Source organism: Microcoleus sp. K4-B3 (genome assembly GCF_036704615.1).
Taxonomy (GTDB): domain Bacteria; phylum Cyanobacteriota; class Cyanobacteriia; order Cyanobacteriales; family Microcoleaceae; genus Microcoleus.
The window spans coordinates 77,081-92,584 of record NZ_JAUBSF010000018.1 but is presented as its reverse complement, the minus strand read 5'-3'; the positions used below and the strand labels follow the sequence as shown (position 1 = coordinate 92,584).

13 protein-coding genes are annotated in these 15,504 nt (G+C 46.2%); 1 reads left to right on the top strand and 12 read right to left on the bottom strand.

All coding sequences use genetic code 11. The features are described 5' to 3' along the window. Positions 1-177: 177 nt before the first annotated feature. Positions 178-1,212, bottom strand: coding sequence for a M28 family peptidase (locus QUA78_RS11270; RefSeq protein WP_333306790.1), 1,035 nt, complete (start codon positions 1,210-1,212; stop codon positions 178-180). A 98-nt stretch (positions 1,213-1,310) separates the two neighbouring features. Next, positions 1,311-2,513 carry a Coenzyme F420 hydrogenase/dehydrogenase, beta subunit C-terminal domain gene (locus QUA78_RS11265; RefSeq protein WP_190663088.1) on the bottom strand — a complete coding sequence of 401 codons (1,203 nt, stop codon included), beginning with the start codon at positions 2,511-2,513 and terminating at the stop codon, positions 1,311-1,313. Between the two features lie 334 nt (positions 2,514-2,847). On the opposite strand from QUA78_RS11265, the gene QUA78_RS11260 reads away from it, so the two are divergent. Next, positions 2,848-3,393 (top strand): hypothetical protein, encoded by a 546-nt coding sequence (locus QUA78_RS11260; RefSeq protein ID WP_333398794.1) that lies wholly within the window; start codon positions 2,848-2,850, stop codon positions 3,391-3,393. A gap of 159 nt (positions 3,394-3,552) precedes the next feature. Here the strand turns inward: QUA78_RS11260 and QUA78_RS11255 are convergent, their stop codons facing one another. From QUA78_RS11255 to psbZ, 10 genes are all read right to left on the bottom strand, one after another. Further along, positions 3,553-3,813 (bottom strand): hypothetical protein, encoded by a 261-nt coding sequence (locus QUA78_RS11255; protein WP_333306794.1) that lies wholly within the window; start codon positions 3,811-3,813, stop codon positions 3,553-3,555. A gap of 168 nt (positions 3,814-3,981) precedes the next feature. Next, positions 3,982-5,466: a DEAD/DEAH box helicase gene (locus QUA78_RS11250; RefSeq protein ID WP_333398792.1), complete on the bottom strand. Its 1,485-nt coding sequence runs from the start codon at positions 5,464-5,466 to the stop codon at positions 3,982-3,984. A gap of 774 nt (positions 5,467-6,240) precedes the next feature. Then, entirely contained in the window at positions 6,241-7,551 is a 1,311-nt protein-coding gene (gene rimO, locus QUA78_RS11245; protein WP_333302582.1) for a 30S ribosomal protein S12 methylthiotransferase RimO, read from the bottom strand. A gap of 271 nt (positions 7,552-7,822) precedes the next feature. Next, a complete protein-coding gene (locus QUA78_RS11240; protein ID WP_333302581.1) occupies positions 7,823-8,446 on the bottom strand; it encodes a Uma2 family endonuclease in 624 nt (207 codons plus the stop codon). 581 nt (positions 8,447-9,027) lie between these two features. Continuing rightward, a complete protein-coding gene (locus QUA78_RS11235) occupies positions 9,028-10,050 on the bottom strand; it encodes a D-alanine--D-alanine ligase (protein ID WP_333302580.1) in 1,023 nt (340 codons plus the stop codon). Between the two features lie 2 nt (positions 10,051-10,052). Beyond that, positions 10,053-11,447 (bottom strand): ATP-grasp domain-containing protein, encoded by a 1,395-nt coding sequence (locus QUA78_RS11230; protein ID WP_333302579.1) that lies wholly within the window; start codon positions 11,445-11,447, stop codon positions 10,053-10,055. 236 nt (positions 11,448-11,683) lie between these two features. Beyond that, positions 11,684-12,487 carry a class I SAM-dependent methyltransferase gene (locus QUA78_RS11225; RefSeq protein WP_333302577.1) on the bottom strand — a complete coding sequence of 268 codons (804 nt, stop codon included), beginning with the start codon at positions 12,485-12,487 and terminating at the stop codon, positions 11,684-11,686. Between the two features lie 2 nt (positions 12,488-12,489). Then, positions 12,490-13,728, bottom strand: coding sequence for a sedoheptulose 7-phosphate cyclase (locus QUA78_RS11220; RefSeq protein ID WP_333302575.1), 1,239 nt, complete (start codon positions 13,726-13,728; stop codon positions 12,490-12,492). 487 nt (positions 13,729-14,215) lie between these two features. Further along, on the bottom strand, positions 14,216-14,803 hold the full coding sequence (gene ribH / locus QUA78_RS11215; RefSeq protein ID WP_333302574.1) for a 6,7-dimethyl-8-ribityllumazine synthase: 588 nt from the start codon (positions 14,801-14,803) through the stop codon (positions 14,216-14,218). Between the two features lie 220 nt (positions 14,804-15,023). After that, on the bottom strand, positions 15,024-15,215 hold the full coding sequence (psbZ, locus tag QUA78_RS11210; RefSeq protein WP_015177377.1) for a photosystem II reaction center protein PsbZ: 192 nt from the start codon (positions 15,213-15,215) through the stop codon (positions 15,024-15,026). Positions 15,216-15,504 lie beyond the last annotated feature (289 nt).

Sequence of the window (15,504 nt, the reverse complement as noted above, 5' to 3'; positions counted from 1 at the left end):
AGTTATTGCTTCTTTGACGGGATGGGAATTTATTTTAGAGGCTATATCTGTAGCAGAACTTTAGGAATTTGGTATTAATCACTTCACTCAGGCAACTTATACTAATTAGTAGGTGCGTCATTTTGCATTAAATTCTGTTCCCAGCGAGGATATTTCCACGCTGGATACCCTACGCAACTAATTAATATCAACTCCCACCAAATCTGCCACAACTTTCTCCAATCCAGCTATTACCTTCGCCGTCCGTTCCCAATCAACCTTATCGGGTGTATCTTGCGCCGTGTGATAGTAAGGATAGCGATAGGGAGCAGTATCTGTCACCATCAGCCCTGGATAACCATGTTGCCAAAAAGACCATTGATCTGACCAACCAACACCAGGAATGCCACCCGGAATTGCTGCACCTTCCGAGGGAAATTCAGCATGGCGGCGGAAAGATGCGATCGCCTCTCTAACCAATTTACTTGAGGATGTATTGCCAATAAATCCGATAAAATTTCCCGAAGTAGGATAAAAAAGGTTTAATAGTGCTGGATATTTCTGACTGTTTTTGGCATCTGAGTAATAACCAATTGTTTCTAAACTGAGCATCGAAACAATTTTTTCATTACGCTCTCTGCATCTTTTGGCATAAACCAAACTTCCCATATCAGCAGTCCAGAAAAAAGGCGGTTCCTCATTCACAAACTCAACAAAACGCACAGTTTTTTCAGGCTTTTTATCCGCAAACATTCTAGCTAAAGCCAGCACTCCCGCCGCCCCAGTTGCGTTATCGTTTGCCCCTGGACTCCCCACCACAGAATCATAATGTCCCCCAATTACAACTATTTCATCTGCCTTTTTCCCGCCGGGAATCTCAACTTCTATGTTATAATAAAATTTATCATCAATTTTATATCCTTGTCGTTCAACTTTATAGCCAGCAGTTTGAAATGATGCTTCGAGAAAGTCAGCGGCTTCTCCAAGTTTTTGATATTGTATAAAGTTGCGCTCTCCGATTTCACCAGAGAGCTTTTCCACATCGCGCTGTAAAGCGTCTCGGAGCGAGATTTCCTGTGCTGTTAAAGGGGGAATTGTCCCGCTGTAGCTTTTCCCTGGCATTGCAATCATACTCAACCATATCCCACTAATCAGACTAATTAAGATTGTACTAAGGATAGCCAGTCTAGTTAACTTTCCGCGATTCCATAGTTGGATTGTTCCCAAGTGCATTTGTTTTCTATCTTTTGCTATCCTTGAGTAGCAGGGTGCGTCAGTTAGCGTTATTTTTTCAATAATCCAACAGCTCCTGACTGACGCACCCTACAAGTTTACACATCTGGTAACTTATACTGCCCGACAATCCGCTTAGCATATTCCGGCACATGAGCCTCTAATTTCTCCGGGTAATTCCGCTTCACGTACAGATAATTGCGAGTGAAATGAGAATCAATCGAAAACCGAGCATATTCCAAACCCTTCGGCCCAATTCTCTCAATAAAAACTCCCATTAACTTCGCCGCCCACATTGGCAAAGTCACTCCTTTTTCATAAGCCGGAATGCTTTGCTGAACAGCCTCTTTTCTGTTTCCTTGAGACATCACTGGCTGAGTGTTAAGCTGATCAGTTACCAAATCTAACATCTCTTGCCCGGTGTCATTTCGCACCACAATCCACTGCCAGCCAAAGGGTGCGCCCATGTAGCCCACAACTAAATCTGCTAAAGAATTGACATAATCAAAACAGCTCAAACAAGAAGGAGCAAAAACATCTTTCAATTCCTTAGTATTCAACCCGAAAAACGGCACTTTCTCGCTCGAACCATCTTCGTGTTTGAAGTGAACGTTAAAGTCTTGCATAAACTCGTAAGAAACCACCGTTTCAGGAGAGCGGCTAGTCGTGTCTAGAAATTTCTGCAAGCCTGCACGGCTGACATTATCGACACAGGGAGTTCCCAAAACGTAGAGCTTCTCTAAACCGAGTTTTTTCTCGACTGTTCGCAAGGCTTGAATTTGACAGCCGACGCCAATTACTAACAGCCGCTTCATCCCCGATTTTTCGATTTGTTCTAATACTGAAAGGTTGGGAGAGAGAGTTGGTTTGTTGACTTTTGCTGCGAGAATTTCCTCGCGATTCCTAGCAATAATCGGCATCGGTTGAAAACGGTCTTCTTTGGTATTCTGGACGCAAACAACGCCTTCTACAATTCCTTTTTCGAGCATCTCAATGGCGATTGTGCTGACGATCCCCGTCCATTGAGCACCCTCAATTGGTTCTTTTTTGCGAGCCGCCATCATGTTTTGACTGACTCCGAAATACCAATCGTCGGGATTGTCGAGATTGCGCGATCGCCCGTGAATCTCTGCTTCTAATTCTGCGATGTGCTGTGTTAAGAAAGCACAAGATTCCTTGACATAATGGATGTAATATGTATCGCACAAACCGCACTCGCTGCAAAGTTCTTTAGCGGGCCGGCGGCTACCCGGTTTCAGGGCCTTGGATTTTTGGTGCTTAGTAGAATCTGTTGCGGTCATCTAAATTACTTATTTTATGCAGATATGGCTTTTGTTAGGATATCACAGCAATTCTGGTTATTAAGTAGTCGCTCTAATTAAACGTAAAACTTTGTTGGCTATTCAGAAATCCGTCAGGGCGGTATCTCTTGGAACTCCCCTACAGAAACCGGGTTTCTAGGTCTTAGATCTTTGGGGACGAATATCCTTATTTTTTTAGTGCCTCTTAGCTCGGATTTTGCTTGTGTAGGAGTGAATTCTCTTCACCCGGGATTATTAGTATAGATCCGGATCTAGCGGGCGATCGCGCGAATACATTGCCAAATAAAGCTATAAAAAAATGGTAAAAATATTTGTGACAACAGCCCTCGCTGGCATCACGATCAATCTCGCAATTTCTAGCTTAGGATTTGCTGCTTTAGTTCGCCCCGTTGTCGGTATGAATCAAACTGTTGCGGTTCTAGAAAGAATGTTCAACGCGACACAAAAGCCGGCGGCGATCGACTATTCCCGCCTGGGGATTGGCGGCGTTCGGTTGGGGATGTCTGTAGAAGAGGCAAAACGCAAGTTGGGAAAACCGCAGCGCGACGAAACTAAACCTGCTGGGGAGGGCATCGGCGGCAAGATTCGCACGCTAACCTACTCAGGATTGACGGTAGCTGCATGGGAGGGAAAAGTTTATTTGATTTCTACTACCAATCCCAAGTTTCTGACAATTGATGGTATGAAGGTAGGAGATAACAGCCAAAAAGTTGTTAAAACTTACGGTTACGGGTCGCAATCTGTGCAGGGTGGATTGACTCGGTTGATTTACAGCAATGACCAAAAGGCTTCTAATTTGATTTTGGAACTCAAGGGCGATCGCGTGCAAAAAATTATTGTGAACACGCAGCTAAACTGAAATATTAAACCACAGTGCAAACATCTCGGTTTACAAGTTTGTAGTCAGGACTTTATTCCTTATTTATTAAGATTTTTAGCCTTTCAGTGAGTTGACTGGAGGGCTTTTTCCTGAGGTGCGTGAAGCGTAGCTATCCCGTAGGGAATCGCCTGCGTCTCCTTAATCCTCTTCATCATCATCCGACAATTTTGTCATTTCCTCAGCAACTAGCGTCTGAAAATCCTCTCCGCAGTGAACGTTGAGATCGATTGCAGCACTCAGGAACTCTGCTAGAATTTCAGCTTTTTGTCGATCGCTCAAATCAAGCAACTGAAGCTGATGGATTAAAGTAATCACATTTTGACACTCAGTACCCAATTCTTCAATTAAGGTACTCAGCGTAGAATTAGTTACAGAAATTGTCCGATCGCTAACTTGCATCTTTACTTATCCAATTCTCAGTCCGCTAGGAGTGGGCTTCGTTTGTTCGCGGTTTCAACCGCCGAGGGCTCTCGGATTTGGGATCGCACCCATAAAAAAAAGTAGAGGTGCGATCGATCGCATCTCTACAAAAATTCAAAATAAGGTGCGCATTGCGCACCCTACCAATTAGCTGTTCTGGGGAACAGGAGCACTCGGTGCTCCTGAAAAAGTGGGTGCTACAGAATTACTCGGCGCACCCGTCTTAGCCCGCTTCTTGATCAAGATTGGCTTGACGCTGTTTTCTCCACCAATCGGGGGATCTTCTTGTTGAGCGTAATCAGCGCCCATCCAAGCAGGACGGCTTTGATCGAAAGCCATTTGCAAAGCAGCAGCGGCGATCGCGTGGGAGTCGTACTCCTCGGATAACTGAGACACCAGAGGCAAGAAAGATGCCATCCGTTCGCCAGCCAAAGCTTCGCGAACTTTACCCTGCATCTTTTCCAACTGACGAGCTTCAATTTGCGCCCGTGTCGGAATGTTTCGCACCGTCAAGCTCGATCGCACGTGGCGTTCGATCAAGCGCAGTTTCCGGCGATCGACCGGTTGAATCAGCGTAATCGCCGTTCCTTCCCGACCAGCCCTGCCCGTGCGTCCGATCCGGTGAACGTAGCTTTCCACACTGTCGGGCAAATCGTAGTTAATAACGTGAGTCAAGTGATCCACGTCCAAACCCCGCGCCGCAATATCAGTCGCCACTACCCAGCGCACCTGACATTGGCGGAACCGCGACAGCAAGCGTTCCCGCTGTGCCTGATTCAAATTACCGTGATACTCGTCAACGCTGTGACCTGCTGCTTGCAGTTGGCTGGTGAGTTCCGCCGCCGACTGCCGCGTCCGCACAAAAATCAGTGCAGATTCCGGGTCTTCCATTTCTAGGATTGGCTGTAGAGCCCTTGCCTTCGACCAGCCGCGCGGAATCATGTACACGCCTTGGCTGATGCGCTTCGGCGTTGCTTTTGGCTGTTCTACGGTGACGTTGACTGGGTTGCGCAAATGCCGCGACACCAATTTCCGAATGGAAGCTTCCATCGTCGCCGAGAAAAATGCCGTTTGACGTTCTTTTGGTGCAGCATCCAAGATTTTTTCTACATCTTGAATAAAGCCCATGCTCAGCATTTCGTCAGCTTCATCCAAAACTAGCCATTTTACCTTGTCTAGTTTCAGGCTACCGCGGCTCAGCATATCCAATATGCGTCCGGGTGTACCCACAACGATGTGAACGCCGCGCTTCAAACGCTGCATTTGGCGATCGATCGATTGACCCCCGTACACCGTCAGAACTTGCAGAGAGCGACCCACTTTTACCGGGCCGTCGCTGCTAATGCCACTCAAATCGCGGATGGCTTCAGTTACTTGCATCGCCAATTCGCGAGTCGGCGTCAGCACCAGTGCTTGCACCGCAGTTAGATCTAAATCAATCCGCTCCAAGATGGGCAACGAGAATGCTGCCGTTTTGCCTGTCCCTGTTTGGGCTTGACCCACAACGTCGCGACCTGCTAACAGGTGCGGAATTGCTTGTACTTGGATGGGAGTAGGTTCTGTAAAGCCTAGTGTTTCCAGATGGAGAACGAGTTCTTCCGAAAGACCTAAGCCTTCAAACAATAAATTCATTAATGCTCCTAATAACGAGTCTTAGCCTTCTAAGTTGCCCAACTCGGATGCGGATTTCTGCTCTAGGGCAGGAACTCATAAGAGTTCTTTATGGTGCTGCGCCTGCGCGCACCTTCTTAAATAGCAATCGAGTATAGGGCAGCTCCGTCGATGGTGACTAAATTTACCAATTCGACAGCCGTCTTTGATTTTGTGACATCACCGATACCAAACGCCAGGGGTCGGGTTATAGGCTTCCAACATTCTTAAAACAGGACATTGGACTTCCTTTGAGGTACTTGCAAGCTTTCCCTCTTAGGCATTTTATAGTGAGGATCATGACCAGCCCCACTTCACTACATAGTAGTAACAGGTTGTTTGGTTCAGGCGCTATCCCGCAATCCGTCGCCTGCGGGATTGAGCAGGGGATGGGGCGACCGTTACCGCCTATCCATCTCAACACTCTTTCGGGATACCGTTGTGGTGTAGGGCGGACGGCGAAGCAATCTCAAATTATCCCCGCTTATTTCTGGCTTGTTATCATCATAACTCTTTACATTCAGAAACAAAACATTAAATTCGTTAAAATTTTCCGATGTTCTGTAGAGATTACCGCACCCCGAGGGGGAGCGTCGATTGCCGCCAGAGGCTACTAAAGGTTTATAACCCCTTTGCTAGATATCTTTGCACAATATTGTACAAACCGTTACTTTTGCTGCACAATCCGCTAATCATTTTTGGCTGGTGTCCGGTTTTTGTTTGCCACACCGCCGATCGCGACAGTTCCAGCAACACTTACACTTGACCGTAGAGGTCGTAGACATCTGCACCAGTAATTTTCACAGATACGATTGAACCCAGCCGCGCTTCTCCTGTGACATAGACGAGTCCATCTACTTCTGGGGAAAACCGGGCGGATCTACCAATCAACTCGCCTGTCTCTGGTTGTTCTTGTTCTATCAGGACATCAACTACCTGACCGACAGACTCTTGATTCTTTTTCAATGATATAGGTTGTTGTGCCGCCATTACCGAATTGCGCCGCATTTCCATTATTTCTGCAGGTATTTGCTGGGGCAAGCTGAAGGCTGGGGTTCCTTCTTCTGGCGAAAATACGAAAACTCCTACGTGATCGAATTCGTGGCGCTTGACAAATTCCAGCAAGTGTGCTGCGTGTTCGTCGGTTTCGCCCGGGAAGCCGACAATAAAAGTTGTCCGCATCACCGCACCGGGAATTGCTGCTTTGAGCCGATCGACTATAGCATCATTAATCCCGGCTTGAAAAGGTCGATTCATCGCCCGCAGAATTTCCGGGTGCGAGTGTTGCAGGGGTAAATCCAAATACGGCAAAACGTTGGGCGTTTCGCGGATGGCTGCGACAACTTGCGGAGTCAAACCTGTAGGATACGCGTAGTGCATCCGAATCCAAGGTACATCTACTTTACCCAAAGCCCTAAGTAGTTCGGCTAGTTTCGGTTCGCCGTAAATATCTTTGCCGTAGTTGGTGGTAATTTGAGAAATTAAGATAATTTCTTTTACCCCTTCGGAGGCTAATTGCTTAGCTTCGGCGACAATAGATTCGATCGTCCGCGATCGTTGATTTCCGCGCAAGTGCGGGATAATGCAAAATGCACAGCGATAGTCGCAGCCTTCTGCTATTCGCAAATACGCTACACCTTCGGATGTGGTGCGGTAGCGGGGAGTAGTTTCGTCAGCGATGTAAGTAGGTTCTGAAGAGACGAGGGAAACTCGATCGCCCTTTTCCACCTGCTGCATAACATCGACGATTTTGTGATAGTCGCCGGTGCCGACAATTGCGACTGCTTCGGGCAATTCGTCGAGCAATTCCTGCTGAAAATGCTGTGCCATGCAGCCGGTGATTACTACTTTTTTATTAGCTTCTGCCAATTCTACCAAGGTGCGGACCGACTCTTCTCGCGCCGCTTGGATAAAACTGCAAGTATTGACTACGACGTAATCGGCTAATTCTTCATTAGAATCGACTTGATAGCCCGCTTGAGCCAGCAAGCCGATCATGTGTTCGGTATCGATGCGATTTTTTTCGCAGCCGAGGTGAGTAAATGCGATCGTTGGCTTCGTTGCCATGCAGTAATAGTTAGTGTTGCGCTATTTTTGAGAACGTTTTATGATATCACACAATTAAAAAAATTGCAATGTGTATGTGGAAGCTCTGGACTGTTGTGGTGTCCGCAGTTGTTGTGTGATATTTGTGCGATCGCGGGCGAGATGAGAATGTTTAGGCTTTGTGGGATCGTACTTTCCCGCTTTTTCGCTGCCAGATTTTGACCCAATTGTCAGCTTTTGGTGTCGTCGGAAGGCTTCGACAATCTTACGCCCTTTGCATAATTTTTACTCGCTAGCTTGGCAAACCAGCAAGAAAAATCTTCTCGGCCGTTAATTTCAATTCGGGAAAAGCCAGCGACTCAACCCTCTCGCTTCCCCTAAACTGTTTGACGTGATACTCCCCATCTACTAATTGATAAACCGAAAGTGTTGGTTGTTTGGGATTACCGATAAACTTGCGGCCGCCCAAACCTAAATAATCGACAATCCAGTATTCGGGAATGCCCATTTCTTCATAGTCAAAAGCTTTTAAAAAGTAATCATCCCGCCAGTTTGTGCTGACGACCTCTACAGCCAGTCGCACCGAAGACCCCATCGTGATGACGGATTCTTTTTTCCAGCGCGGTTCGCTTGCAAGTGCGGTTCGGTCTAGGACAATTACATCTGGTTCGTAGCCTGATTCGTTAGAGGAAAGCTTGAGCAAGTAGTCACCTGGAATTGAGTAGGGTAATTCACCACGGTCAATTTCAACTGCTAGTTTTGAGCTTATAAAACCTGTAACTTCTGAATGGTCGCCAGTTCCTAAAGGTATTTCAACAATTACTCCATTGTGTATTTCGTACCGGGGGACAGAGTTCTCTGGATACCAGGCGACGAACTCATCAAACGTGATTGTTTTGGATATAGTTTGGATCATGTTGCGGCTTCCTCTGTCTAGTCATTAATGTATATTCAACAAAAAGAGAACACAAGGATTAGTAGCGATTTCACAACTAATCATTGACCTACGGAGTGATATAAATTCCGGCTGCACTCCTTATGATATAGAGGACACGGCAGTGCCGTGTCCCTACCGCGATCGATTGTAGGGACACGGCACTGCCGTGTCCTCCGTTGAGATCATTCCGATGCTAACGGAATTGATATGAAGTTTGCTAAATTTTTTGCGTCCACAAGCTCAAAATACCGATCGCGCGGATCGACTGAATCTGAAATTAGTATCTGGGCGATCGACCGTTGTGAGCGATCGCACTCGATTAGAACAAATCTGCTGAGATTGACAAAGTGCGATCGTCATTTCAGAAATTTTGTGATGTTTTAGCTACTCTTATCCCGAACTTAGGCTAAGTTATGTCCTTCAAATTCTCCCATTGCTCCAAGTCGAGCAGGCTCAGCTAACACAACCCAACTTGTACCTGGAAACACCTATAAGTCAGCAAATTGCTGGGTTGATAAATCTTAAAAAGTTTGAGTCATTAGTTTCATCCTCACATTTATTTATATTAAGGCATTTTGCAGCATACTCTGAAAAAAAGTATCCAGAGAAATTCCCGATGCTTGGATCATAGTCGCAAGCACACCTTTTTGAGAAAAAGAGCAGTACAGCCCCGCTTCTAAGAACCAAGGTTGTCCCTCGGGGTCGATGCGAAAATCTAATAGACTGTAGTGGCGACAGCCCAAAGCTATGTGGCATTTTCTGGCCATAGCCCAAACCCTTTGGGTCACTGGATCGCTGGGTTCAACAATCCACAACTTGGTACTATCCTTAGCGGCAAAGACCAAGTTGCCATCGTCATTGTGTTTAAACTTATCAGAATAAATCCGAATCGGCTTCGTATCAGGATGCACAGCATACTCTTCCAGTGGCAAGCAGACTAGATCGCCTGCTTGGACGATGACACCACAGCGAACTTCTCTGCCCAATTCAATAAATCTTTCTGCTAGCACCGACGGTGAATAAGTCAATGCTGTCTGCATAGCCGCGTCAAAGTCAGCGGCATTTCTAACTAACGCAAGTCCCAGAGAATTATCGGCATTCAGCGGCTTGAGCACGATCGGGAAATCAATAGAAGGGCGATCGCCCGCGTGGAGAACTTCTCCCTCCGGCACACTTACCCCAGCGGCCGCTACTACTGCCTTAGCCTTCGCTTTGTCAGCAGTCAGTGCCATCACCTCTGGCGTATTACCCAGGTAAGGAATATTCAGCAGATCGAACAAGGCTCGGTATTGAGTCATGCCGGGGAGACAATACATCTGGGGTACCATCACGTCTATCTGGAGATCTGCCAGCACCTGTACTGCGCCCGCTAGAGACATGGGATTAGCCGCCGCGATCGCACTCGGATCGAGAGAGGTGGGAAAACGCCATTGGCCATCGGGAGAAATATAGGCTATATGAAATTCATAGAGTGCTGGATTAGCAGTCTTCTCCAGACAATCTTGGGCATAAAAGCGCGACAAATTACAGTAAAATTCACTGTCTGCCGATCCGACTAAATGCAAAACCCGTAATACTGACATACTCAATCTCCTCCTATTTCCACAAGTTTTCCAATATTAAAATCAATCCGAACCCAGTGTTTCGGCTTCTGTAAATTTCCCCATAACAACAAGGGAATTTGCCAATGATGCACCATCAAAAATGGTAATGGATCGTCCCAATCGAAGATAACATTTTTGCCTTGGGCGATAATTTGTAACCGCTCATAAACTAGCTTTGGCGACCACAAATGAGTCACCAATCGCCAAATTTCATGGTAAATCCAGTAAGTCGGGCGACTAGATGCCAAAGGCTGCAAAGTCTGTGGTAAAGGGTCGGGTTCCAAATAAGCTTTTGCCACATCGGGATGGTTGTAAAACATCGAGATGGCTGAATGGGTGCGGGGGTTGCATTCGATCGCGTAAATCTCTCCATCATCCGCCGCCTCAATGAAATCAAAGGAAACTTGTCCAGTCAGATTTAGACTCTTGGCAAACTGACGAATCCAATTTTCGATATCCGGGCGATAGACATTCTGGTAATTCACCTGAAACGCCGATGATTTGCAGCAACAGTGCAACTGAATATGACCGTTACGGACGGTACTGTGAGTGCAGTATTCTTGCCCCGGAATATACTCTTGCATAATCCAAGGTTTACTCTCGGAAATTGGTAATGAGTTGACAAAAGCGGCTGTTTCGGCTGGGGTTTCGCAGGGTAACTTAGTGAGATCTAACCTGCGGACAGGATCGTAAGCAATACTTTTGATAATGTATTTGCGCTGTGCGTCACTAAAATCAAAATCGATTACTTGCTGCGGATTAGTAATGCGGTAGGAATTCGGAACTCGCAGCCCCAATGCTTTGGCGGCTGTTGCAAACTCATATTTATCATCCAAACGTTGCAGAGTTTCGACATCTATGTGCATTACCGTACAGTGAGGAGAAAGTACCCTTTTGACTTCGGCATCGTAGTAACTCGCGACTGCACTACAGACGGGAACGTAAACATTAACTTTCTCTTGTTGGACAATTTTTAAGAGTGCTTGGGGGTATTCCTCTGTCTGGGGATTTGGTACTGTGTAAAAGCGATCGACTGCCCAAGAGTAACGATGACCCGTCAGCCAGTATTTGTGGGTTTCTACCAAAATTACCCGATGACCGGCCTTATGGAACGATCGGGCTAGCTGTAATGCTTTGGTCATCTTGCCACCGCTAATCAAAATCGTTTGGGGAGAGTCCGCGATCGATCGAGACTGAAACGGTTTGATGATGATGGATCTCAGTAGGGCGATCGCTGTTAAAGCGATATTCAGGGGCAGTACCAATAGCAGCAAAATTAAGGTTGCTATGGTTTTGACTGCTGTCTGGAAGCGCCTAGAAGCCGCGTTTGTTTCCTGTTCAGATGGCATCGCTGCGGCTGAAACTGTTTCGATCATAATTTTTTACTAAGTAAATACTCTAATTAGCGGTGGTTTTTGAATGATTAAACCGCTCTTGAAGCTACGCAGGCGCAGAGTCTCCAGAAGAGAGAGATGAATCATGCCGATGAAGCGCGGATTTGATATTACGCACGGGTGGTTAAAAACCGGGTTTTTTGCTCGGACTTCGTTACAGCCCGCCTCAAGGGCAAAAAACCCGGTTTGTTTGGTTTTGACGCGTAAGTTTTGTTCTACTAAACGCGCCGAATTAAAGTCAATCCATCTCTCAGCGGCAGTAACACCTGCTCTACGCGCGGATCGTCAACTAGAGCCTGGTTGAATTTGGCGATCGCCACTCCGTTCTCAGTAGCAGTACCCGACAAATATGGCTGTCCCTGCATCAGAGTATTGTCTGCACAGATCGAGCCATTGGGAGCCAACAGCCCAGTGGTGAGCAGTAAATCGAGATAATCTGTGTATCCAGCTTTATCAGCATCGATAAAAACCAAATCGAAGACTTCCCCGTCTTGGGCCAATTGTTTCATGGTTTCTAGAGCCGGTGCCACCTTGACTGAGATTTTGTGACCGGCAGTAGATTCGTGAAAACACTTCTGGGCAAATTCAGCTACATAAGCATCTACTTCGCAGGCTACCACCACTCCATCCACCGGCAGTGCTTCCGCCATCGCTAGTGCTGAGTACCCGGTAAACATCCCTATTTCCAGTACGCGCTGTGCTTTGGTGAGATGGACGAGAAATTTCAGCATTTGGCCTTCGAGATGACCCGATAGCATTTCCTGTTCCAACTGCCGCACTGTCTCGCCGTCAGAGAATCGCTTACTCCAATCTTCTGATTGAGTGCGCTTCACTAACGCGGCTAAGGCGGGAGATTCCGGTGTAGTGCAAAGATTCAGGTACGGATCGAGACCGTTGGCTAGTTCGTAGGCTTGTTGTAATTCGGCCTTGAAAGCTCGATCGAGATTATCGATTTTTTCTACTTGCAAGGCGAGACTTTCGAGTTTAGCCGCTAAAATCCCGACTGGGGTAACGGGTCTCATGGTCATACCCCGGCTGTGGAACGAGTTCCAACTTTCTGCAATACCACATACATATCCTCGCCATCGCCGTGACGCGGGTAGCCCTGACAGATTTCTCGATGCACCGCTAGGGCTTCATCCAACTCAGTTCGAGTCAAATCGTTCATGAAAAAGCAGTCACCAATGGGGCATGGAGCCGCAGCGCGTTGAAGACCGTCGCGGGTACGGCTGATCGATGTTGTGGCTTTCCAGAGCAGTTCTGATGTCAGATAAGGGCTGTCTATCGCTAGTCCGAGGCGGCTCATTAACCCTAAGATCCGATCGCGAGCGGCGATCGAAATGTAGCCCCGCTGTTGGGCAATAGTCGCCGAAAAAGCCATATCGATGGCGACACTGTGGCCGTGGAACATCGGAATTTCCGGTGTTAGTTCCAGCGTCGGACTCCAGGTGTGACCGTAGGCAATCACCCGATCCAAATTTAGCTCGTGCAGGTTTGGTACTTCTAATGCCAGCATCGACTGAATCGCGTTGTAGGTTAAGCGATGGGCCACTTCGCGCAGTTCCGATGTGCCGTCTAAATAACCAAAATGGCTGTGCAGCAATGCTGCGCCGTAGTTTTCTAACAACTCGAAGATTTCTTTGTTACCTACTACGGCGATCTTAATTAACTCTGCCATGCCGTTTCGTATTTGGTCGATCGGCAGAGTTTTCAGGAAAGAGAAGTCTAAAATTACTTTCTGCGAAGCGTGGTAAGCACCGAGGCGGTTTTTCAGCTTACCGTGGTTCACAGCTACTTTGATTGCCACACTGGCATCAATCAGCCCAATTAAGGTTGTCGGTACGCGAATGTAGTTAGTCCGACGGCGATAGGATGAGCAGGCAAAACCAGCTACGTCAGTAGTCAATCCACCACCGACCACCAAAACAGGCTCCTTCCGCACGAGTCCGAAATCTACGAAGGCATCTATGATGCTTTCAAAAGTTTTTAACGTCTTATCAGGTTCCTTGATATTAACTGGAAAGACTGTTAAATCTATCTCATGATGCTTGAAATAATCCTGCATCTGTGCACCGTACAGACCGTAGACTGTTTCATCTACAACCATTAGACAGCGACCGAATTGGCGGTAACTATCGGCAATCTCAGGATTCTCCAGCTTGAAAGCACCATCGACATATAGCAGGCTGAAATCTATTTTTTCGTACCCCTCAATCTGAAAAGCTCTATCGGTAGCTGTAAAGGTAGCTTGAATGTCACCCATAAAATTTTTGCACTTTCATGTTGATAAGTAACTGTAAGTATTCAGGCAATAGCCAAAACGATGAATCCTTTTGCAGGAAAGCTTTCTAGGCATTCGCTTGACAAAATTGTCATTCGATATAATCTCAACAATTAATCTAGAAAGTTGTTTTCAGAGCTGTTTATTAAGAAGATGTTAAATACTTATCCTACAGCATTTATACTGAAATCCCTGCTAGGAGCAAGTTTAGATAACCTCAATACTTACACCTAAGTTAACATAACGGATTTCCGATCTTTATTCAACCTTATGCAACACCAAAATTCCATAATACCTCTTTGGGAATAGACGATAATCTAGCTATTCCACATTATTCAAAAGTTTAGGAAGATATCGGTCTTTGAGAAGGTATGTGTGTTCCAGAACAGGAAGTGAATCAAATGCTGCCACTTGTCAAAATCTGAATTTGGAATTGTGGCCATTGTTGGCAAAATATGGTTTGTAGAAATTACAGTATTCGATCTGACGATACATCCGGGGCTATAGCCAGATTGGCTTCGCCCGAAAGCACTTGACCAGCAGACCCACTAGCTAATTGACCGTAAGAGTTTACGCCCAAACCATTAACTTGACGCATCAAAGTGCTCATTTCCAAAGCACTCATCGCATAATTCCAGCCCAAATTGCTTTTAATTCCAGCCCTTTCCAAAGCTTGCTGCATCGTGTCAGTCGTCACCACCCCAAAAATCACCGGCACCCCTGTCTGAAAAGCAGCAGCAGCAATTCCCTTAGCAACCTCACCAGCCACAAAATCGAAATGAGGAGTTTGGCCCCGAATTACCGCACCCAGACAAATTACCGCATCGTAGCGACGAGAAAGAGCAGCTTGACGAGCAATCAAAGGAATCTCAAAACATCCCGGAACCCAATAAAAATCAACTTGATTACCGTGAGGATTGATATCAACTCCGTGGCGTTTCAAACAATCTTGACATCCTTCCAAAAGTTTGTTTACAATCAAATCGTTAAAACGACCGATGACTATAGCAAAACGCAAAGATTCTGTTTGAGTAAAAGTTCCCTCGAAAACAGTCATAGTGTTCTAGTTTAGATTTTAGGTTTTAGATGTTAGATTTTTGTTTGTGAGAAGGCAAAAGTCAGAAAGTAGCAGCATCTCATCTGAATCTCAAGTGCAAAAACATACAGGGTCGCGCGGTCTGGAAAATTCCTAGCTTCTGCCGAATGCCTTTCAATCGCTGGTGAATGCCTTCATCCTTCTATCTTTTACCTTCTTTATTCGATAGGGTTGGGTGAAATTAAACGACTAAAAAGTTCAATACACCCACTGCAATAACTAGCAAAAACCAGAGACCAGATCCAGCATAAATCAGGGATTTAGACTGATTCCAGTTTTGGGGAGAGGCATAAGCAACTGGCACGCCAACGACCATTACAAAAGACAGCAGTACCAGACCCAGTAAAACCACTTGAAACAGAATTGATAACATCTTTTCTCCTTTCGATATAACCGTGCGTTGATCGGAAATAGTTTCCCAGAACCGAAAAAAATCTTCCAAATTCTAGTTTTTGACAGTTTCCCGATAATTGATCGAGAAATTGTCGGTTGATTGATACGAAAGAACCAGTGCAAATTCGGGCGTTGCGCGAACAGGCGTCAGCGGCTCTTGAGATTTCGATCAATTTTATCATTGTTCGTTACAGCACAGAAAACTGGAAAGGTTAAGTTCAAGCCCGATCGACACATCCGGTTTCAGAGGGCGAGAAATTGCTACTGTT